Source organism: Microbacterium sp. CFSPD4_SD4 (genome assembly GCF_057364585.1).
In genome coordinates this window covers 1-20,409 of record NZ_JBNFOC010000018.1, presented here as the reverse complement: position 1 = coordinate 20,409, position 20,409 = coordinate 1, and the positions used below count along the sequence as shown (strand labels likewise).

General features: G+C 70.6%; 18 protein-coding genes, 1 tRNA gene and 4 pseudogenes. 17 read left to right on the top strand and 6 right to left on the bottom strand.

From position 1 onward, the window contains the following. The 10 genes and pseudogenes from AC2W7E_RS15970 to AC2W7E_RS15925 form a co-directional block, all read left to right on the top strand. Positions 1 to 490: pseudogene (locus AC2W7E_RS15970) on the top strand (DNA polymerase III subunit gamma and tau); the annotation flags it as partial. Beyond that, positions 487 to 924: a hypothetical protein gene (locus AC2W7E_RS15965; RefSeq protein ID WP_485989507.1), complete on the top strand. Its 438-nt coding sequence runs from the start codon at positions 487 to 489 to the stop codon at positions 922 to 924. The pseudogene AC2W7E_RS15970 and the gene AC2W7E_RS15965, both read left to right, overlap by 4 nt. After that, on the top strand, positions 924 to 1,517 hold the full coding sequence (gene recR / locus AC2W7E_RS15960; protein ID WP_485989506.1) for a recombination mediator RecR: 594 nt from the start codon (positions 924 to 926) through the stop codon (positions 1,515 to 1,517). The genes AC2W7E_RS15965 and recR overlap by 1 nt, the downstream gene beginning before the upstream one ends. After that, a complete protein-coding gene (locus tag AC2W7E_RS15955; protein ID WP_485989505.1) occupies positions 1,514 to 2,428 on the top strand; it encodes a DMT family transporter in 915 nt (304 codons plus the stop codon). The genes recR and AC2W7E_RS15955 overlap by 4 nt, the downstream gene beginning before the upstream one ends. 81 nt (positions 2,429 to 2,509) lie before the next feature. After that, on the top strand, positions 2,510 to 3,790 hold the full coding sequence (locus AC2W7E_RS15950) for an aspartate kinase (RefSeq protein WP_025104257.1): 1,281 nt from the start codon (positions 2,510 to 2,512) through the stop codon (positions 3,788 to 3,790). 353 nt (positions 3,791 to 4,143) lie between these two features. Continuing rightward, positions 4,144 to 5,214 (top strand): aspartate-semialdehyde dehydrogenase, encoded by a 1,071-nt coding sequence (locus tag AC2W7E_RS15945; RefSeq protein ID WP_062636204.1) that lies wholly within the window; start codon positions 4,144 to 4,146, stop codon positions 5,212 to 5,214. A gap of 46 nt (positions 5,215 to 5,260) precedes the next feature. Further along, positions 5,261 to 6,733, top strand: a complete 1,473-nt coding sequence (locus AC2W7E_RS15940) for a malate:quinone oxidoreductase (RefSeq protein WP_485989504.1) — start codon at positions 5,261 to 5,263, stop codon at positions 6,731 to 6,733. A gap of 9 nt (positions 6,734 to 6,742) precedes the next feature. Next, positions 6,743 to 7,396, top strand: coding sequence for a thymidine kinase (locus AC2W7E_RS15935; RefSeq protein WP_062636208.1), 654 nt, complete (start codon positions 6,743 to 6,745; stop codon positions 7,394 to 7,396). Between the two features lie 154 nt (positions 7,397 to 7,550). Next, positions 7,551 to 8,273 carry a FadR/GntR family transcriptional regulator gene (locus AC2W7E_RS15930; RefSeq protein ID WP_485989503.1) on the top strand — a complete coding sequence of 241 codons (723 nt, stop codon included), beginning with the start codon at positions 7,551 to 7,553 and terminating at the stop codon, positions 8,271 to 8,273. Positions 8,274 to 8,283: 10 nt separating this feature from the next. After that, on the top strand, positions 8,284 to 9,561 hold the full coding sequence (locus AC2W7E_RS15925) for an alpha-hydroxy acid oxidase (protein WP_025104262.1): 1,278 nt from the start codon (positions 8,284 to 8,286) through the stop codon (positions 9,559 to 9,561). Positions 9,562 to 9,646: 85 nt separating this feature from the next. Here the strand turns inward: AC2W7E_RS15925 and AC2W7E_RS15920 are convergent, their stop codons facing one another. The 5 genes and pseudogenes from AC2W7E_RS15920 to AC2W7E_RS15900 form a co-directional block, all read right to left on the bottom strand. After that, positions 9,647 to 10,414 (bottom strand): HAD-IIB family hydrolase, encoded by a 768-nt coding sequence (locus AC2W7E_RS15920; RefSeq protein WP_485989502.1) that lies wholly within the window; start codon positions 10,412 to 10,414, stop codon positions 9,647 to 9,649. Next, the gene (locus AC2W7E_RS15915) at positions 10,411 to 10,887 is read right to left on the bottom strand and encodes a VanZ family protein (protein WP_025104264.1); all 477 of its coding nucleotides are present in this window, start codon (positions 10,885 to 10,887) and stop codon (positions 10,411 to 10,413) included. Before AC2W7E_RS15915 ends, AC2W7E_RS15920 begins: the two co-directional genes overlap by 4 nt. A gap of 68 nt (positions 10,888 to 10,955) precedes the next feature. Next, positions 10,956 to 11,032: transfer RNA gene (locus AC2W7E_RS15910), tRNA-Pro, on the bottom strand. 119 nt (positions 11,033 to 11,151) lie between these two features. Next, a pseudogene (locus tag AC2W7E_RS15905) lies at positions 11,152 to 12,092 on the bottom strand (metallophosphoesterase). Then, positions 12,083 to 14,644, bottom strand: coding sequence for a transglycosylase domain-containing protein (locus tag AC2W7E_RS15900; protein ID WP_485989501.1), 2,562 nt, complete (start codon positions 14,642 to 14,644; stop codon positions 12,083 to 12,085). The pseudogene AC2W7E_RS15905 and the gene AC2W7E_RS15900 overlap by 10 nt, the downstream one beginning before the upstream one ends. An 89-nt stretch (positions 14,645 to 14,733) precedes the next feature. Between AC2W7E_RS15900 and sp36 the strand changes: the two genes are divergently transcribed. Both sp36 and AC2W7E_RS15890 read left to right on the top strand, forming a co-directional pair. Then, positions 14,734 to 14,958: a Sp36 family protein gene (gene sp36 / locus AC2W7E_RS15895; protein WP_025104267.1), complete on the top strand. Its 225-nt coding sequence runs from the start codon at positions 14,734 to 14,736 to the stop codon at positions 14,956 to 14,958. Continuing rightward, positions 14,955 to 15,413, top strand: a complete 459-nt coding sequence (locus tag AC2W7E_RS15890) for a RidA family protein (RefSeq protein ID WP_025104268.1) — start codon at positions 14,955 to 14,957, stop codon at positions 15,411 to 15,413. Before sp36 ends, AC2W7E_RS15890 begins: the two co-directional genes overlap by 4 nt. A 98-nt stretch (positions 15,414 to 15,511) precedes the next feature. Here the strand turns inward: AC2W7E_RS15890 and acs are convergent, their stop codons facing one another. Beyond that, on the bottom strand, positions 15,512 to 17,479 hold the full coding sequence (acs, locus tag AC2W7E_RS15885) for an acetate--CoA ligase (RefSeq protein WP_025104269.1): 1,968 nt from the start codon (positions 17,477 to 17,479) through the stop codon (positions 15,512 to 15,514). 400 nt (positions 17,480 to 17,879) lie between these two features. On the opposite strand from acs, the gene AC2W7E_RS15880 reads away from it, so the two are divergent. The 5 genes and pseudogenes from AC2W7E_RS15880 to AC2W7E_RS15860 form a co-directional block, all read left to right on the top strand. After that, positions 17,880 to 18,884 carry a TadA family conjugal transfer-associated ATPase gene (locus AC2W7E_RS15880; protein WP_485989500.1) on the top strand — a complete coding sequence of 335 codons (1,005 nt, stop codon included), beginning with the start codon at positions 17,880 to 17,882 and terminating at the stop codon, positions 18,882 to 18,884. Beyond that, a complete protein-coding gene (locus AC2W7E_RS15875; RefSeq protein ID WP_485989499.1) occupies positions 18,878 to 19,777 on the top strand; it encodes a type II secretion system F family protein in 900 nt (299 codons plus the stop codon). Before AC2W7E_RS15880 ends, AC2W7E_RS15875 begins: the two co-directional genes overlap by 7 nt. Positions 19,778 to 19,814: 37 nt before the next feature. After that, entirely contained in the window at positions 19,815 to 20,015 is a 201-nt protein-coding gene (locus tag AC2W7E_RS15870) for a DUF4244 domain-containing protein (RefSeq protein WP_485989497.1), read from the top strand. Then, a pseudogene (locus AC2W7E_RS15865) lies at positions 20,012 to 20,209 on the top strand (TadE/TadG family type IV pilus assembly protein); the annotation flags it as partial. The gene AC2W7E_RS15870 and the pseudogene AC2W7E_RS15865, both read left to right, overlap by 4 nt. Next, a pseudogene (locus tag AC2W7E_RS15860) lies at positions 20,207 to 20,409 on the top strand (energy-dependent translational throttle protein EttA); the annotation flags it as partial. The pseudogenes AC2W7E_RS15865 and AC2W7E_RS15860, both read left to right, overlap by 3 nt.

Sequence of the window (20,409 nt, the reverse complement as noted above, 5' to 3'; positions counted from 1 at the left end):
CTCCCCGGAGCCCGAGCCGGCGCCGGAACCCGCCCGTCCCGCGGAGCCCGACCCCACGCCGGCTCCGGCCCCGGCGTCGTCCGCGCCGTCCGCCCCCGTCACGTTCGACCGCGTCCGCGACGCCTGGCCGGCCGTGCTGAAGCGCCTCGAAGGCATCAGCCGCACGTCCTGGCTGCTCGCCACCGCCGTGCAGCCGCTGGCCTACGACGGCGAGTCCGAGGTGCTGACCCTCGGATTCACGAGTCAGCACGACGTCGCGAAGTTCAAGGGGACCACGCCCGGCTCCGGACCGTCCGACCACCTCCGCACGGCCATCGAGCAGGAGGTCGGGGTGCGGGTCAAGTACCTGCCGGCCCCGATGCCGCCCGGCGGTGCGCCGCGGCAGCCCGCCTCCTCGGGATCCGCCGCCCCGGCCGACACCGCTCCCGCATCGGAGCCTGCGTCAGCGCGTCCCTCCCGCCCGCAGACTCGCGCCGCCGCGGCCCCGTGACGGAGTGGGCGGTCGCACCCATCCCGACGACAGCGGCCGCCGCGCCCACAGCGCCCCTCGCCGTCGACGAGGAGCCGGAGGATGTCGAGGCCGCCTCCGCCGCCCCGACCCCGCCGGCCGACGGCAGGATCGATCGCGATGAGCCGCCGCTGCCCGGCGACGACGACGCTCCCGCGTTCGACGAGGAGCCGCCGTACGATCCGGCCTACGAGCCCCCGGCTCCGTACGACCGCCCTCCTTCCCCACGCGCGACTCCGGCGGCGGCCCCGCAGGCGGCCGCCCGCACGGTCCCCGCGGCCGCTCCACCGGTCGTCGTCGAGCGCACCCCTGCCGCCGGCGGCGTGCAGCGCTACGGAGAGGCCGTGATCCGCCAGGTGCTCGGCGCGACGTTCCTTCGCGAAGAGCCCTACGAGCCCCCCACGAGGTTCTCCTGATGTACGACGGCATCGTCCAAGAGCTGATCGACGAGTTCGGCCGCCTTCCCGGCATCGGCCCGAAGTCGGCGCAGCGCATCGCGTTCCACATCCTGCAGACGCCGACGTTCGACGTCGCCCGGCTCGCCGAGCTGCTGACCGAGATCCGCATCCGGGTCCGCTTCTGCGAGATCTGCGGCAACGTCGCGGAGCAGGAACGCTGCGCGATCTGTCGCGACCCTCGCCGCAACCAGGCGCTGATCTGCGTGGTCGAGGACGCGAAGGACGTCGCGGCGATCGAGCGCACGCGGGAGTTCCGCGGCCTGTACCACGTGCTCGGCGGCGCGATCAGCCCCATCGCGGGCATCGGGCCGGACAACCTCCGGATCGCGCAGCTCATGACGCGGCTCGCCGACGGCACCGTGCAGGAGGTCATCATCGCCACGAACCCCAATCTGGAGGGGGAGGCGACGGCGAGCTACCTGAGCCGGCTCCTGACGACGATGCAGATCACGGTCTCGCGGCTCGCCTCGGGCCTCCCGGTCGGCGGCGACCTCGAGTACGCAGACGAGGTGACGCTCGGCCGGGCCTTCGAGGGCCGGCGCGTGCTGTGACCCCGCAGTCCGGCTTCTCCCGCCGGGGCTGGCTGCTCTTCGGGGCCATGGCCCTGCTCTGGGGCGTTCCCTACCTCTTCATCAGCGTGGCGGTGGATTCGATCTCCCCGCCGGCGATCGTGGCGGGACGGACGCTGATCGCCGCCCTCCTCCTGCTGCCGTTCGCCCTGCGCAGTGGGGCCCTCCGCGCGGCGCTGCGGCACTGGCCGTGGGTGCTGGCCTTCGGGGCCGTGGAGATGGCCGGACCGTTCCTCCTCCTCGGGCACGCCGAGATGACGCTGCCCTCCGGCATGACCGGACTCCTCGTCGCGACCGTGCCGCTGTTCGCCGCCCTCATCGCGCTGGGCGGTGGTGACCGCGGCGTGCTGCGTCCCGCCCGCGGCATCGGCCTGCTGGTCGGCTTCGTCGGCGTCGCCATCGTCGTGGCGGGGCCCGGGCTCTTCGGGGGAGAGGTGAGTCTGCTCGCGGCCGGGGAGGTGCTGCTCGTCGCGGTGCTGTACGCGATCGCACCGTTCATCGTGGCGCGCAAGTTGAACGACGTGCCCTCGCTCGGCACGATCACGCTGTCCCTGCTCATGATCGGCATCTTCTATCTCCCGATCGGTCTGCTCACGCAGCACGAAGTGCCGACGCTCCCTTCGATCGGGGCGCTGCTCGCCCTCGCGATCATCTGCACGGCGCTGGCCTTCCTGGCGTTCTTCGCGCTGATCCGCGAGGTCGGACCTGTCAGGGCGCCGCTGTTCACCTATGTGAACCCCGTCGTGGCGATCGTGCTCGGCGCCATCGTGCTCGCCGAGCCCCTCACCCCGGGGCTCCTCCTCGGATTCCCGCTGATCATCGTTGGCTGCTGGTTCGCCGCCACCGGAGGGCGCCTGCGCCCGGTGACGCCCGTCCCGCCCGCCCCCGCCTGAGCCGTCACATGCGCGGGGCGGCATGCGCGCCGATCGTAGAATGACCGTGGGCGGATCCGCCCGACATCCCAGGGAGTGAACGTGGCCCTCATCGTGCAGAAGTACGGCGGCTCGTCCGTCGCCGACGCAGAGAGCATCAAGCGCGTCGCCAAGCGCATCGTCGACACCCGTCGCGCCGGTCACGACGTCGTCGTCGCCGTGAGCGCCATGGGCGACACGACCGATGAGCTGCTCGACCTCGCGAACGAGGTCGCGCCGATCCCGGCGCCGCGCGAACTCGACATGCTCCTCTCCAGCGGCGAGCGGATCTCGATGGCGCTCCTGGCGATGGCGATCCACTCGATGGGCTTCGAAGCGCGGTCGTTCACCGGCAGCCAGGCCGGCATGATCACCGACTCGCAGCACGGCGCGGCGCGCATCGTCGACGTCACGCCCGTGCGACTCCGCGAGGCGCTCGACGAGGGCGCCATCGTCATCGTCGCCGGCTTCCAGGGGTTCAACCGCGACACCCGCGACATCACCACGCTCGGCCGTGGCGGATCGGACACGACGGCCGTCGCGCTGGCGGCCGCGCTGTCGGCGGACGTCTGCGAGATCTACAGCGATGTGGACGGCATTTTCACCGCCGACCCGCGCGTGATCCCGAAGGCGCAGAAGCTCGACCACGTCTCCAGCGAGGAGATGCTGGAGCTCGCCGCCAACGGCGCCAAGGTCCTCTACATCCGTGCCGTGGAGTACGCCCGCCGGCACGGCGTCCTCATCCACGCTCGGTCGACGTTCTCGTCGGCCGAGGGCACATACGTTCTGGGCGAGGGCATGAAGAACCCTCGCGAAGCCGAGGGAGCAGTCATGGAAGAACCGATCGTCGCCGGCGTCGCCACCGACTTCAGCCAGGCCAAGATCACCGTCGCCGGAGTGCCCGACGTCCCGGGCAAGGCCGCAGAGATCTTCAAGATCGTCGCGAAGTCCGGCGCCAACGTCGACATGATCGTGCAGAACGTCTCCGCCACCGGGCGCACGGACATCTCGTTCACGGTCCCCAAGGCCGACGCCGCTGCCGCACTCAAGGCCCTCGCCGGCGAGCAGACCGAGGTCGGCTTCCAGAACCTCATCCACGACGACCAGATCGGCAAGCTGTCCGTGGTCGGCGCGGGGATGCGCACGCACTCCGGTGTCTCGGCGACCCTGTTCGAGGCCCTGTCCGCCGGCGGCATCAACATCGAGATGATCTCCACCTCGGAGATCCGCATCTCGGTCGTGCTCCGCGACACCGACCTCACCGAGGCCGCCCGCACCGTGCACACCGCCTACGGTCTCGACGGCGACGCGGAGGCCACGGTCCACGCCGGCACCGGTCGCTGACCCCGCAGCCTCTCCCGCGCGCCAGCACAGGTGTTCGCGCTGCTTCAGGCGGCCCTGTCCGCGCGTGCCTGTTGTCCCGCGTTCGCCTGTGCTCGCGGGTCTGCCTGTTCTCCCAGGGCCCGCGTCAGCTCAGGCGTTCGCGCGGGTTCAGGCTGTGCTGTCCACGCGTGCCTGTTGTCCCGCGTTCGCCTGATGTACCGGGGGCGCGTGCCTTCGTGAAACGGACGGGCTTCGGGGTGGTCGTGGCGCGATAGACTCGCGGAAACCCTGACACCGGCGCCAGGCGCAGCATCAGCATCCCGACGCCGCGCCCGAAGCCTCGTACGCCGTACCGCACGAAGCCAAGGAACATCATGACCCGCATCTCCGAATCAGGACTCTCCGTCGCCATCGTCGGCGCCACCGGCCAGGTGGGCACCGTGATGCGCGAGATTCTCGCGGAGCGTTCGTTCCCGATCCGCGAGCTGCGGCTGTTCTCGTCGGCGCGTTCCGCGGGCACGGCGATCGAGTTCGGCGGACAGACGGTCATCGTCGAGGACGTCGAGGCCGCCGACCCGTCCGGGATCGACATCGCGCTGTTCTCCGCCGGTGCCACCGCCAGCCGCGCCTACGCCCCCCGCTTCGCCGAGGCCGGCGCCGTGGTCGTCGACAACTCCAGCGCCTGGCGCATGGACCCCGAGGTCCCCCTCGTCGTCAGCGAGGTCAACCCGCACGCGATCGACGACCGGCCCAAGGGCATCATCGCGAACCCGAACTGCACCACGATGGCGGCGATGCCGGTGCTGAAGGTCCTCGACGCCGAGGCCGGCCTGGAGCGCCTGATCGTGTCGACCTACCAGGCGGTGTCCGGCTCCGGACTCGCCGGCGCCCAGGAGCTGCTCGGCCAGGTCGAGGGCGTGCTCGCGCAGGGCGACACCCTCCGCCTCGTGCACGACGGCTCCGCGGTCGACTTCCCCGAGCCCGAGAAGTACGTCGCGCCGATCGCCTTCGACGTGATCCCGTTCGCGGGGAACCTCGTGGACGACGGGGACAACGAGACCGACGAGGAGAAGAAGCTCCGTAACGAGAGCCGGAAGATCCTCGAGCTGCCCGACCTCCGCGTCGCCGGTACCTGCGTCCGCGTGCCGGTGTTCACGGGCCACTCGCTGTCGATCCACGCCGAGTTCTCCCGCGACCTGACGCCCGAGCGCGCCAGGGAGGTGCTGAGCGCGGCGCCGGGCGTCGTGCTCGACGAGGTGCCGACCCCGCTGCAGGCCGCGGGCAAGGACCCGAGCTTCGTGGGCCGCATCCGTGCCGACCAGTCGGCTCCGGAGGGCAAGGGGCTCGTGCTTTTCATCAGCAACGACAACCTCCGCAAGGGGGCGGCGTTGAACGCGGTGCAGATCGCCGAAGTGCTCGCCGAGCGCCTCGCCCCGGTGTCCTGACCGCCCGGTGGTCGGCGGGGTCCTGCCCGCGAACTAGACTGTTCGGGTGACTGAAAACGTCGATGTCGTCCTGATCGGCGGTGGCATCATGAGCGCCACCCTGGGTACCCTGCTGCACGAGCTGCAGCCGGACTGGAAGATCGTCGCCTTCGAGCGGCTGTCGGACGTGGCGCAGGAGAGCTCGAACCCCTGGAACAACGCCGGGACCGGGCATGCCGCCCTGTGCGAGCTGAACTACATGCCGCAGCAGGGCGACGCTCCGCTCGACCCCGCCAAGGCGATCTCGATCAACGAGCAGTTCCAGCAGAGCCGCCAGTTCTGGTCCTCCCTCGTCGAGAAGGGCGTGCTGGACGAGCCGTCGACCTTCATCAACGCGACGCCGCACATGACGTTCGTGCGGGGTGAGAAGGACGTGGCCTACCTCAAGAAGCGCTATGAGGTGCTCAAGGAGCAGCCGCTGTTCGCCGGCATCGAGTACAGCGAAGACTCCCGCGTCATCAACCAGTGGGCGCCGCTGCTCATGCAGAAGCGGCGGAAGGGCGAGCCGTTCGCGGCCACCCGGGTGCCCGCCGGCACCGACGTCGACTTCGGCGCGCTCACGCATCAGCTCTTCGATCACCTGCGTGACTCGGGCGTCGCCGTGCGCACGAACCACGAGGTCAAGTCGCTCAAGCGTCAGAAGGACGGCACCTGGCTCATCAAGTACCGCACGACGGTCGGCCGCACCCCGAACGAGATCAAGGCGAAGTTCGTGTTCGTCGGGGCCGGGGGCTGGGCGCTGAAGCTCCTGCAGAATTCCGGCATCCCTGAGATCAAGGGCTATGGCGTCTTCCCGATCGGCGGCCAGTTCCTCAAGACGACGAACCCGAAGATCGTCGCGCAGCACAAGGCCAAGGTCTATTCGCAGGCCTCGGTCGGCGCGCCGCCGATGTCGGTCCCGCACCTCGACACGCGTGTCGTCGACGGTGAGGCGTCGCTGATGTTCGGGCCGTTCGCGACGTTCAGCCCGAAGTTCCTCAAGAACGGCTCGATGCTCGACATCGTCACGCAGGTCCGGCCGCACAACCTCTGGCCGATGCTGCGGGTCGCCTTCGCCAACCCCGACCTCATCACCTACCTCATCAGCGAGCTGATGAAGAACCACCGCAAGAAGGTCGACAGCCTCCGCACGTTCATGCCGACGGCCAAGGACGAGGACTGGACGCTCATCGACGCCGGTCAGCGCGCCCAGGTCATGAAGAAGGACCCGAAGAAGGGCGGCGTGCTGCAGTTCGGCACCGAGGTGGTCGCCTCGGGCGACGGCTCGATCGCCGGTCTCCTCGGTGCATCGCCCGGGGCTTCGACCGCCGTGCCGATCATGCTCGACCTGCTGAAGAAGTGCTTCCCCGGCGAGTACCCGGGCTGGGAGTCGCAGCTGCGCGAGCTCATCCCCGCCTTCGGCCGGAAGCTCAACGGCGACGCGGAGCTCGCGGAGGAGTCGACCGCCGCGACTGCCGCCGTCCTCGGCATCAACGTCTGACCTGGGCCCGTGGCGAAGCTCTACTTCCGCTACGGCGCGATGAACTCGGGCAAGTCGACCGCTCTGCTGCAGGTCGCCTACAACTACGAGGAGCGCGGCCAGCACGTGCTCCTCGCCAAGCCTGCGATCGACACCAAGGGCGCGGGGCAGATCGAGAGTCGCCTCGGCGTCACGCGGCCGGTCGACTTCCTCGTCGGTCCGGACGATGACGTGCGCGCGCTCTTCGCGGTCCACCGCGAGCGGATGCAGCGGTCCACGGAGGAGGAGCTCCTCCCGACCGGCCCGATCGACGTGGCCTGTCTCCTCATCGACGAGGCGCAGTTCCTCACGCCGACACAGATCGACGACCTGTTCCGCATCGCGGTGGAGGACGGCATCCCGGTGATGGCCTACGGCATCCGCAACGACTTCCGCACTCACGCGTTCCCCGGCTCCGCCCGGCTCCTGGCCATCGCGCACTCCCTGGAGGAGCTCAAGACCATCTGCCGCTGCGGGCGCAAGGCGGTGTTCAACGGCCGCGTGGTCGGCGGACGCTTCGTGTTCGACGGCGACCAGGTCGCGATCGACGAGGGCGCCGACGGTTCCGCCTCGCCCGAGCTCACGACCTACGAGTCGCTGTGTGGCACCTGCTATCTGGAGGAGTCCGGCGGCCGTCTGGGCTGACCCGCCGACCCACCCCCTTCCGGTCGCCCCACCCCTCTGCGTGCGTACGCACCGGGCCGGGACGCACGAAGAGGGGTGGCTCGCGCGCGCCGCATCGCCGCATTGCGTGGTCTGACCACACCCGCTAACCTGTGGTCTGACCACAGGAGGCGGGATGACGGAGCAGCCGGCGCGTGCATGGCGACTCGTGCTCGAGCACATCGAGCGTGACCTGCTCGACGGTCGTCTCGGCCCGGGGGACCGGCTGCCGTCCGAACGGGACCTCGCCAGCGACCTCGGCGTCGGGCGATCGAGTGTGCGGGAGGCGTTCCGCGTGCTCGAGGTGCTCGGCCTCATCCGCACCGCCACCGGCTCCGGGCCGCAGGCGGGCGCCATCGTCATCGCGACCCCCACCGGCGGGATGTCGGCGCTCCTGCGGCTCCAGGTGGCCGCGCAGGGCTTCCCCCTCGATGACGTCGTCCGCACGCGACTCGTGCTCGAGGACGCGGTCGTGGAGGCGATGGCAGGCGCCACCCACCGCGACACCGTCCGGGCGCACGAGCTGCTCACCGCCATGGACGACGGCGCCCTCACCCCGGCCGAGTTCCTGGCCCTCGACGCGCAGCTGCACCTCTCCCTCGCGGAGGGCAGCGGCAACACCGTCATCGCGGCGATGATGGCGGGCCTCCGCTCCGCCATCGAGTCGTACGTGCTCGCGGGCGCGGCGAGCGTCGACGACTGGGATCGCATGGCCGACCGCCTGCGGTCCGAGCACCGTGCACTGGTCGCGGCGATCGACGCGGGCGAGGTCGACACCGCCCGGCGCCTGGTCCGCGCCCACATCACCGGCTACCACACCGCCGCGGGCCTCACCCGCGCCATCACCCCGCAGAACTGAGAGGCAGAACATGGTCCAGCGCCAGCTCCCCAACCCCGCCGAGCTGTTGGAGCTCATGAAGTTCAAGAAGCCCGAGCTCGACGGGCGCAAGCGCCGTCTCGACGCCGCGCTCACCATCGACGATCTGCGCACGATCGCCAAGCGCCGCACACCGAAGGCCGCCTTCGACTACACGGACGGCGCGGCCGAGGGCGAGCTCTCGCTGAGCCGCGCCCGTCAGGCGTTCCAGGACGTGGAGTTCCACCCCGGCATCCTCAAGCCGGCGCCGGACGTCGACACGGCCGTCGAGATCCTCGGCGGTCCGTCCGCGCTCCCGTTCGGCATCGCGCCGACCGGCTTCACCCGGCTCATGCAGACCGAGGGCGAGGTCGCGGGTGCCGGAGCCGCGGCCGCTGCGGGCATCCCGTTCACGCTGTCCACCCTCGGGACCACCTCGATCGAGGACGTCAAGGCGGCGACGGTCCGGGAGCCGCAGGGCCCCGTGCCCGGACGGAACTGGTTCCAGCTTTACGTCATGCGCGACCGCGAGATCTCGTACGAGCTCGCCCGCCGCGCCGCCGCCGCCGGCTTCGACACCCTGCAGTTCACCGTCGACACCCCGGTCGCCGGTGCCCGTCTCCGCGACAAGCGCAACGGCTTCAGCATCCCGCCGCAGCTTACCCTCGGCACGATCATCAACGCCATCCCGCGGCCCTGGTGGTGGTTCGACTTCCTGACCACCCCGAAGCTGGAGTTCGCGTCGCTGAGCACGACCGGCGGAACCGTGGGCGAGCTCCTCGACGCGGCGATGGACCCGACGATCAGCTACGACGACCTCGCCGTCATCCGCGACATCTGGCCCGGCAAGATCGTCATCAAGGGCGTGCAGAACATCGAGGACTCCGTGCGTCTGCGGGACGCGGGCGTCGACGGCATCGTGCTCTCGAACCACGGCGGGCGCCAGCTCGACCGCGCCCCGATCCCGTTCCACCTCCTGCCCGAGGTCCGGCGTGCGGTCGGCGACGACTTCACGGTCATGATCGACACCGGCATCATGAACGGCGCCGACATCGTGGCGTCCGTCGCGCTCGGTGCCGACTTCACGCTGATCGGCCGTGCGTACCTCTACGGCCTGATGGCGGGAGGCCGTCAGGGCGTCGACCGCACCATCGCCATCCTGCGCGGCGAGATCGAGCGCACGATGCGGCTGCTGGGCGTGGCCTCCCTCGCGGAGCTCGAGCCCGGGCACGTGACCCAGCTCACCCGTCTGGTGCCCGTCTCCCGCGCGGCCGGCGTCGAGGTGCACTGACCCCTCTGCACGACCAGACCACGCCTGCACGACGGATTCGATCCTCCCGTCGTGCAGGCGGGTCGACGTCGTGCGAACGTGCGCGTCAGACCCGGGTGGAGAGGGTCGGCAGGAGAGCCTCGAGGCGGGCCGCCGTGTCCTCCCAGCCCTCGACGGCCACCGACGGCACGCCCAGCGCGAGGACGGGGTAGTCGTTGCCGCCCTCGTCGAGACGGTCGCCGTAGAACAGCATCGCCGTGAGCTCGATCCCGGTGTGCGTGGCGAGCTGTCGCATGCCGAACGCCTTGTCGATGCCGGCGCGGGTGATGTCGATGGAGGTCGAGCCGCCGGAGCGCACCTCGAGGCTAGGAAGCCGCGCGGCGACGGCATCGCGTAGGGCCCCGCGCTTCGCGCCGGTCGGATCCCAGGCGTGCTTCGCGTCACGCGGTGCTTGCTGACCGAGGGCCGAGAACGTGATCTGCGAGCCGCGGTCCTCGAGGATCTCGCCCCAGGGCTCGGTCTCCCAGAGCCCGAGGCGCTCCGCCTCCTCGCGCAGCGCGGTCAGGGCGGCGGACTTCTCCTCGTCGCTCAGGTCGTGGGCGTACACCGCAACGAAGTCGCTGCCGTCATGCCGCAGGTATCGCGTGCCGCACGTCGGAAGCAGGTGCAGGCGGGCGAGCGCCTCCGGGTCGGCGTGCGCGAGCTGCGCGACGACCTGCGTGCGGAACTGCGCCTCGTTGCCCCCGGAGATGATGGCGACGTCGACGGACCGGAGCAGCTCGTTCAGGAGCGCCGCGATCCGCGGGTCGATCGTGCCCTTGGACGGCGCGAGCGTGTCATCGAGGTCGAAGGCGACGAGAGAGGGCGATGTCATGATGCCTCCACTGTAGGTGTTCGCGGCCGGGAGGAGGGTGTGGTGGCGAGCAGCGTGCAGGACACCGCGATGACGATGCCGATCGTCGCCCCGGTGGAGTTGGCCAGCACGTCGCTCACGGTCGCGGCGCGGTGGGGGAGTGCCAGGTACTGCGCCGTCTCGATCACAAGCGAGAGGGTCGGGCCCACGAGCAGCGACAGCGGCCAGAGCCGACGGGGAAGGAGCAGGAACGCGAGGATGCCGACGGGGACGAAGACGATGACGTTCGCGAGGATCTCGAGGCGCGTGAAGTCGAGGCCCGTCCAGCCGACGCGGTGGAGTGCGCCGAGGGCGAGGTCCACCACGGAGGGCATCGTCTGCTCCACTCGCGCGGGCGTGAGCGTGAGGAACGCGATGCCGGCGAGGAACGGCAGCCCGAGAGCGAGCGCCCAGACGCGCGTCGAACGACGCGGCGGCGGCAGAAGCCTCCCCATGCGTTCCCCTCTCGCACGACATCCCGATACAGAGAAGGCCGCCCCTGCGGGCGGCCTTCTCGTGTCACTGGTCGGGGTGACAGGATTTGAACCTGCGACCTCTTCGTCCCGAACGAAGCGCGCTACCAAGCTGCGCCACACCCCGTTTTGCAACCCTCCGAGTCTACAGCGAAATGCCTCCAGCACCGAATCGAGCGCGCACATCCGCGTGGCGCGCCGTGCGGGAGCCGTCGGCGCGGGGATCCGCGCCCGTGTTGGACGGGCTCAGGCGCGCGGGGTCAGGGTGAGCAGCGTCGCCTCGGGGCGGCACGCGAAGCGCACGGGGGCGTAGATCGAGTGTCCGCAGCCGGCGCTCACGTTCAGCGGCGCCGAACGCCCGTCGTGCGTCCAGGTGCTCAGCCCCTTGGCCTGCTTGAGGGGGATGTCGCAGTTGGCGACGAGCGCGCCATACCCGGGGAGGCACACCTGGCCCCCGTGCGTGTGTCCGCCGAGGATCGCGTCCGCGCCGAGGTCGACGAAGCCGTTGAGCACCCGCTGATAGGGGGCGTGCGTCACCCCCAGCACGGGAGCACCGTCCGGGCGGGTACCGAGCCGGCCAGGGCGTCGGGGAGCAGGTCCAGACGATCCCAGTCGCGATGCGCGTCGTTCACGCCGAACAGGTAGACGGGCGCTCCGCGGACGGTCAGCCGTGCGGCGGCGTTGTTCAGATCGGCCCAGCCGAGCTCGTCTGTGAAGTAGTCGTCCATCGCGGCGGTGTCGAGCAGCGCCGGCTGTCGGATCTTCTGAGACGGGCCCGCGAAGTAGCGCAGCGGATTTCGCGGCGTGGGGACGTTGACGTCGTTCGACCCGTGCACGAACACACCGGGGATGCCGGCGAGGGAAGCGAAGGCGCGGCGGATTCCCTGCAGTCCGTCCTCGTGACCGAGGTTGTCGCCGGTGTTGACGATGAGGTCGGGCTGAAGCTCGGCGAGCGAGGCGAGCCAGTCCTGCTTCCGACGCTGCCAGGGCGCCATGTGCGCATCGGACAGGTGCAGGATGCGCAGCGGCTCCGCGCCGGCGGGAAGGGCCTCCGCCGTCACCTCCCGCACGGTGAACAGGTAGCGCTCGATCCCGATGCCCCACACCGCGGCGGCCGCACCGACGGCCCCCACCGCGCTGAGCGCGATGAGGGCCGGGTGTGCCGCGCGGGGCGCGCCTACTTGCACGTCACCCTGATCGGCGTGGACTTCGTGGCCGCGGTGTTCGCGGCCGGGTCCGTCGAGGTCACCTTGGCATCGTCCGCGTTGCACGATCCGGCGCGTTCGACCGACGTGAAGCCGGCCGCGATCAGCGCGGCGTTCGCGGCGGTCGGAGACTGGCCGGTAACGTCGGGGACGGTCGCTCCGTCGCCGTTGCTCGGCGAGATCGTGATGGTGGCGCCCGACGGAGCCTGACCACTGGGATCCTGCGCGACGACGATGTTGGTCGCCTTGTCGCTGTCGACGGGGTCGCCCACGGAGACGGTGAACCCGGCACGCTCGAGGGTGGCCGTCGCCTCCTCCACCGTCTGTCCGACCACATCGGGCACGTCCACCCGGATCTGCCGGATGAGGTTGCCGTCGGGCTGCGGGAAGGCGTCGCCGCCGTAGACCATGTTGGCCGCGTGCTGAGCCGCCCTCGCCAGCGGATAGCGCACCTCGTTGAGGAGGTGGCTGCCGGTCCAGACGTTGAAGACGTTGTCGTGGTTGCCGTTCGACCGGCCGGCCCAGACCGCGGTCGCGACCTTGGTGCTCGACTCGATCATCATCGTCGACCAGAGGTCGTGGGTACCGGTCTTGCCGATCAGCGGCGTGCCGTCGAACGGGTTGGCCCTGGCACCGGTGCCTCCGCCGGCCATGACGCCCTGGAGCGCGTAGGCGGCCGTCGCGGCGACCTCCGGGGCGAGCACGCCCTCGGTGCACGAGGCCTTGGGGAGCTCGCGCTCCTTGCCCTCCGCGTCGATCACCTTGTCGATCGCGCGCGGCGTGCAGTACGTGCCGCCGCTCGCGACGGTCGCGTACGCGTTCGCCATCGCGATGGGGGAGATGTTCTTCGGGCCGAGCACGTCGTACGGCACGTTCTCCTCAGTGACCTTGTCGCCGTTGGCCAGCGTGACGCCCATCTTGTCGGCGACCTTGTTGATGTCGCAGACGTCGAGCTTGGCCGCCATGGCGAAGTAGCCACTGTTGAGCGACTGGGCCGTGAAGGTCATCGGGGTGCCGGGGTAGCCGCGGCTGCGGCCGAAGTTGCCGATCTTCGCGGTGTCCGTCGGCTGCGGACTGCCGCAGACCGGGATCTGCAGGTTCGACTGCACGGTACCGTTCAGGTTCTCCCGCACGGAGTGGCCCTTCTCGAGCCAGTCGATGAGGGTGAAGAGCTTGTAGGTCGAGCCCACCTGGAAGCCGCCGGAGTTGCCGTACTTCTGGTCGCCGGCGAAGACGAGCGATGAGTATTGCTGGTCGCTGGTCGGGGTCTCCGAGAACTTCGTGTTCTGCGTGATCGAGAGGATGCGGCCGGTGCCGACCTCGATGGACACGCCGGCAGCGCCGAAGTACTTGTTGTCGAAGTTCGCCGGGACGACGTTGGCCATCTCCTCGGCCGCCGGGTCCTGCACGCGGAAGTCGAGGGTGGTGTAGATCTTGAGTCCACCGCGGCGCAGCAGGTCGCGACGCTCCTGGATGTCCGCACCGAATGCCTCGTCGTTCTCGACGATCGACTTCACGTACTGGCAGAAGTAGGCGTTGCGTCCGGCGGCGGCACAGCCCTGGGTCGGGACCTTGATGGCGGGAGTGATCGCGGCGGCCTTCGCCTCGTCGTGCTGCGCCTGGGTGATCTTGCCGTCCGTGAGCATACGGCCGAGCACGTAGTCGCGGCGGTCCTTGGCGTCCTTGTAGCCGTCCGCCTCGGAGTTGTGGGCGACCCCGTCCTTGGTCGTGTAGGTCCCGCCCGGCTTGTCGATGCGGTACGTGTTCGGGTTCTGCACGATGCCCGCGAGCGTCGCCGCCTGGCCGACGGTGAGCTTCGCGGCGGACGTGGAGAAGTAGTAACGCGCGGCGGCCTCGATGCCGTAAACGGTGCCGCCGAAGTTCGCGATGTTCAGGTACCCGAGGAGGATGTCGTTCTTCGAGTAGTCCTTCTCGATCTGGATGGCGTAGCGCATCTCCTGGAGCTTGCGCTCGATGCCGTCGACGCCCGACGCGTTGGTGGCGTCCTGCCAGCACTGCTGCAGCTCGTCCGCGTAGGTCTCGGAGGCGGTGCTGACGTTCTGCTCGCACTGCTGGATGCGGACGTTCTTCACGAACTGCTGGCTGATGGTCGAGGCGCCACGGCTCGAGGTGCCGCGCACGTTGTCGACGAGGGCCTTCACCGTCGCGCCGAGGTTGACCCCGCCGTGGGTGTAGAAGTTCTTGTCCTCACTCGAGAGGATCGCGTCGTAGAGGACCGGCGAGACTTCCTCGTACTTCACCGGGACGCGGTTCTGCTCGTAGAACGACGCCAGCACGACCGGCTTCCCCTCGGGGTTCGTGGCGTAGATGGTCGACTGCTCCATGGGAGTGTCGACCTTCAGCACCTCGGGCAGCTCATCGAAGATGGTCAGCGCCGTGGTGCCGGCGACGCCGGTCATCGCGAGGACGGGGGTGACGCTGGCGGTGACCAGCAGACCGGCGATGGCGCTCAGTCCGACGAGCCCGACGAGACCGCCGAGCACGCCCTTCACCGTGCGGTTCTTATGGGGCATACGCTTGATCGTAGGGGAGTTCCCTGAATACCGGCTTTGACGAGCGCGGCCCGGTCTGTCCTGGACGCGCCCTGATCGACAGGAGTGCCATGACCACGTGGGAGTACCTCACCACGCCGCTGCTGATCCACAACACCGCGGCCATCCTCAACAACTGGGGCAAGCAGGGCTGGGAGCTCGTCCAGGTGGTGCAGGGCCCCGAAGGCGGTCTGGTCGCCTACTTCAAGCGCCCCGTGACCACGGACGGCTCGACCAACGCCGGTCTCGCCGCCGCCGCCGAGGCTTCGCGCCAGTTCGAGGGAGGCCAGGCATGAGCATCGCCGCCCGCCTCTCCGAGCTCGGCATCGAGCTGCCCGCCGTCGCCGCTCCGGTCGCCGCCTACGTGCCGGCGGTCGTGCACGGCGGCCTCGTCTACACGTCGGGCCAGCTCCCGTTCGTCGACGGCGCCCTCCCCGCGACCGGCAAGGTCGGCGCGGAGGTGTCCGCGGAGGACGCGAAGGCCTACGCCAGGACGTGCGCTCTGAACGCGCTGGCCGCCGCGGCCGACGTCGCGGGCGGCGTGGACCGCATCGCCGGCGTCGTCCGGGTCGGCGGCTTCGTCGGCTCGGCGGAGGGCTTCACCGGACAGCCCGGCGTCATCAACGGCGCGAGCGAGGTGCTCGGCGAGATCTTCGGCGAGGAGGGCCGGCACGCGCGTGCTGCCGTCGGCGTCGCCGAGCTCCCGCTCGGCAGCCCCGTCGAGGTCGAGGTCACGTTCCGCCTCGCATAGTTCCCGCGCCCGGCACGCCGAGACCCCGGGCACACGTCGAGACCCCCTGCTGCAGACGTCTGCAACAGGGGGTCTCGACGTGAACCCGGGGTCTCGCGTTACTTGACCTGGGCGGAGATGATGCTCATCACGGCGGTGTCCGCGAGCGTCGTCGTGTCGCCGACCTCGCGACCCTCGGCCACGTCGCGGAGCAGGCGCCGCATGATCTTCCCGGAGCGGGTCTTCGGCAGCTCGCCGACGATGTAGACGTCACGCGGACGGGCGATCGCGCCGATCTGCTCGCCCACCCAGAGCCGCAGCTGCTGCGCGAGTCCCGCCGGGTCGTGCGCGGAGAGGTAGCTCTCCTTGATGATCACGAACGCCACGACCGCCTGACCCGTGGTCTCGTCCGAGGCGCCGACGACGGCGGCCTCCGCGGTGGCCTCGTGCGCGACGAGGGAGGACTCGATCTCCGCGGTCGACAGGCGGTGACCGGAGACGTTCATCACGTCGTCGACGCGTCCGAGCAGCCAGAGGTCGCCGTCCTCGTCGAGCCGCGCGCCGTCGCCGGCGAAGTAGTAGCCCTGCTTCTCGAACTTCTCCCAGTATGTCTCGCGGAAGCGCTCCGGGTCGCCCCAGATGCCGCGCAGCATGCTCGGCCACGGTTCGGTGATGACGAGGAGCCCGCCGTTGCCGTTGCCGACCTCGACGCCCTGCTCGTCCACCACGTCGATCGAGATGCCGGGCAGCGGCACCTGGGCGGAGCCGGGCTTCGTCGCGGTGATGCCGGGGAGTGCCGACACCATGATCGCGCCGGTCTCGGTCTGCCACCACGTGTCGACGATCGGGGTCGTGCCGGCGCCGATGACCTCGCGGTACCACATCCAGGCCTCGGGGTTGATGGGCTCGCCCACCGAGCCGAGCACGCGCAGCGAGGACAGGTCGAACTTCTGCGGGACGCTGCGACCGATCTTCATGAACGAGCGGATCGCGGTCGGGGCCGTGTAGAAGATCGAGACCTTGTACTTCTCGATGAGTTCCCACCAGCGGCCGGGGTGCGGGGTGTCGGGCGTGCCTTCGTAGAGCACCTGCGTCGCGCCGTTCGCGAGCGGACCGTAGGTGACGTAGCTGTGTCCGGTGATCCAGCCGATGTCGGCGGTGCACCAGTAGACGTCGGTCTCCGGCTTCAGGTCGAAGACGTTCTTGTGCGAGTACGCCGCCTGGGTGAGGTAGCCGCCGGAGGTGTGCAGGATGCCCTTCGGCTTCCCCGTCGTACCCGAGGTGTACAGGATGAAGAGGGGGTTCTCGGCGGGGAACGCCTGCGCCGTGTGATCGGCCGAGGCCGCGGGGACGACGTCGTGCCACCAGAGGTCGCGGCCCTCCGTCCACTCCACCTCGTTCTCGCCGCGCTTGACCACGAGCACGTGCTCGACGGTCTGCTGCTCGCCCTCGCCGCGGTCGGCCAGCGCCTGGTCCACCGCCGGCTTCAGCGCGGAGACGCGGCCCTTGCGGTACCCGCCGTCCGCGGTGATGACGAGCTTGGCGCCGGCGTCGTCGATCCGGGAGCGCAGGCTGTCCGCGCTGAACCCGCCGAAGACGACCGAGTGGATGGCGCCCACGCGCGCCACGGCGAGCATCGCGGCGATCGCCTCGGGGATCATCGGCAGATAGATCGCGACGCGGTCGCCCTGCCCGATGCCGAGACCCTCGAGCACGTTCGCGACGCGCTTGACCTCGTCCGTCAGCTCGGCATAGGTGATGCGGCGGCTGTCGCCGGGCTCGCCCTCCCAGAAGAGCGCCACGCGGTCGCCGTTGCCGGCCTCGACGTGCCGGTCGAGGCAGTTGTAGGCCACGTTGAGCTCGCCGTCGTCGAACCACTTGGCGAAGGGCGGGTTGCTCCAGTCGAGGACCTGGGTGAAGGGCTTGTGCCAGTGCACGAGCTCGCGCGACTGATCGGCCCAGAAGCCCTCGCGATCCGCGGCGGCGCGCTCGTAGAGCTCTTTCGAGGCGACGGATTGGGCGGCGAACTCCTCCGACGGCGCGAAGCGCCGGGTCTCGTCGAGAAGGTGATCGATCTGACTGCTCATCGGCAGGCGCTCCTTTGCGGCGTTCGGGTCGTGCAGGCATGGCCGCAGGGGGAGTGCGACCAGGTCAGGGTGAATCTATCCCCGGCCCCCACCGTCGAATACTGCCGAAAGTCAGTAGTCGGGTGGGTTTTGTCAGGACGGTCGCCTTGCGTACACTCGACGACAGCCGAAATCTCATTCCGGCCTTGGCGTGCCCGATTCCCCCGATCGAGAGCCGCCGTGGGCGGCACCTCATTCCCCCCGTGAGGTGCCGCCCTTTCTCATGGGAGCGCTCCCGATCCGCGCTCGCATCGCGATCGGCTCCTCCACTGCGGGAGACGGCGCCGGCTTGTGCACACGCGCCGCGGGAGCCCGGGCACCGCGCGGTCCAGGTGGGCGGCCTGCGGTCTACCGTCGCCGTATGCCTGACCGATTCGTCATCCAGCCGCGCTCGTCCGAGGCGCGCGCGACGCCACGCTCGCCGCAGGAGGCTCTCCGGAGCGAGCCGGCTTTCGCCCCGCTCGCGCCGTTCATCGACGACGAGGTCACGGACGTGTTCCTGAACGGCGCGGACGCGCTGTTCGTGGACAGGGGGAGGGGCGCGGTACGTGTGCCGGAGTGGCGGGCGACGGAGCGGGAGGTCCGGGAGCTCGCCGTGGCGCTCGTCGCGATCGGCGGGCGACACCTCGACGATCAGACGCCGTGCGTCGACGTCCGCCTCGGGTCCGGGGTCCGGGTGCACGCCGCGCTGGCTCCGGTGTCGGCGCGAGGCACCGCCCTGTCGATCCGCGTCCCTCGCGTGCATGCCGCCGACCTCGATGCGCTCGCGGCGCGCGGAGCGTTCGATCCGCGGCAGCGGCGATGGCTCGGCGCGCTGGTCCGCGACCGGGCGAACCTCCTCCTCACCGGGGGCACGGGCTCCGGCAAGACCACGCTGCTGTCGGCCCTGCTGTCGGAGGTCCCGCCCGAGGAGCGCATCGTCACCATCGAAGACGTCGCGGAGCTGCGGCCCCGGCACCCGCACCATGTCGCTCTGGAGGCCCGGCAGGCCAACCTCGAAGGCGCCGGTGAGATCGATCTGGCGCGGCTGGTGCGGGAGTCCCTGCGCATGCGGCCCGACCGCCTCGTGGTGGGCGAATGCCGAGGAGTGGAGGTGCGGGAGCTGCTCACCGCGCTCAACACCGGGCACGACGGCGGCGCCGGCACTCTGCACGCCAGCGGCCTGGCCGACGTCCCCGCGCGGTTGGAGGCCCTGGGAGCGCTCGCCGGCATGGACGCGGTGGCGCTCGCGCGTCAAGCGGTGAGTGCCTTCACCATGGTGCTGCACCTGGAGCGGGCTCGGGATGGCATCCGACGCATCGCGAAGGCCGGCCGTCTCGCGCTCGCGGGCGACCGCCTGACGATCGAGGAGGTCGAGCCGTGGTGACGCTCCGTGTGCCGCGTCCGGCGTCGGCGGCCGGTCCGCATGTCGCCGATTCCGTCCAGACGCTCGCCGTGCTCCTGCAGGCCGGGGCGATCCCCCTCGTCGCCTGGCGACACCTCGCGGGCACGGGGGACCCCGCCGCGACGGCGGTGCTCGAACGAACGCGCGAGGGCATGCCGCTGGTGTCCGCGATCGAGGCGCAGGGTGGCATGTGGACGGAGCTGGCGGCGGCGTGGGAGGTCGCCACGACGGTGGGGGCACCGCTGGCCGACGTGCTCCGCACCATCGCCGAGGCGCTGCGCGATGCCGCGTCGGCGGCCGACGATGTCCGAGTGGCTCTTGCCGAGCCTGCGGGGACGGCGCGACTGCTGCTGTGGATGCCGCTGGCCGGTCTGCTGCTCGGCGTCGCGCTGGGATTCGACACCCTGGGCGCGATCATCGGTAACCCCCTCGGGGGTGTGTGCGTCGTCGCGGGGCTGCTGCTGGTGGCGGCCGCTCGGCTCTGGACACGGCGGCTGCTGCGCCGCGCACGCCCAGCGCCGGGCACGCCGGGCATGGCCGCGGAACTCGTCGCGGTGGCGCTCGCCGGCGGCGCACCGATCGACCGCGCCGTCGCGCTCGTCACCGAGACCGGCGTCGTCGACCCCGCCGAGCGCGACCGCGTCGGCCAGGTGCTCGAGCTCTCCCGCGCGGCCGGCGTCCCCGCCGTGGAGTTGCTGCGCGCGGCGGCGGCGCAGGACCGGCATCGCGCCAGGGTGCACGGGCGTCTCCGCGCCGCGCGTCTCTCCACCCGCCTGCTGCTTCCGCTCGGCGTCTGCACGCTGCCGGCGTTCCTCCTGCTCGGTGTGGCGCCCCTCCTGCTCAGTGTGCTCGCCTCCACGCCGCTGCCGACCTGACCCTTCCGTGATCACCGACAAAGAAAGAGGTACGAAGATGAACGACACGCTCCCCACCCTGGACCGGCACCGCGCCAGGGCGCTCTTCGGCGACGACACCGGCGCGGCGACCGCCGAATACGCCATCACCACCATGGCCGCGGTCGCCTTCGCCGGTCTGCTCGTGGCGATCATGCGCTCGGACGAGGTGCGGGGCATCCTCACCGGTCTCGTCCGTCGAGCCCTGACCGTGTCATGACACGCGGCGGACACGACGCTCGCGCGACCGCCGCCCCGGCATGGTGGCGGGGCGACCGCGGTGCCGTCGCGGCGGAGCTCGCCCTGGCGCTGCCCGCCATCGTGCTGGTGCTGCTGCTGGGGGCGGGCGCTCTCCTGGCGGCGTCGCGGCAGGTCGCGCTGCAGGATGCTGCCGCCGACGCCGCCCGACTGCTCGGTCGTGGTGAGGACGCGGCGGCGGCTGCCCGGGTCGTCCACGAGGCGATCCCGGGCGCCGGTACCGCGTTCGCCCCTGTCCAGATCCCCGCCGGTCCTCGACTCGGCAACGTCGTCATCGAGGCCAAGAACCTCAAGAAGGGCTTCGACGGCCGCTCGCTCATCGACGGCCTGAGCTTCAGCCTTCCGCCGAACGGCAT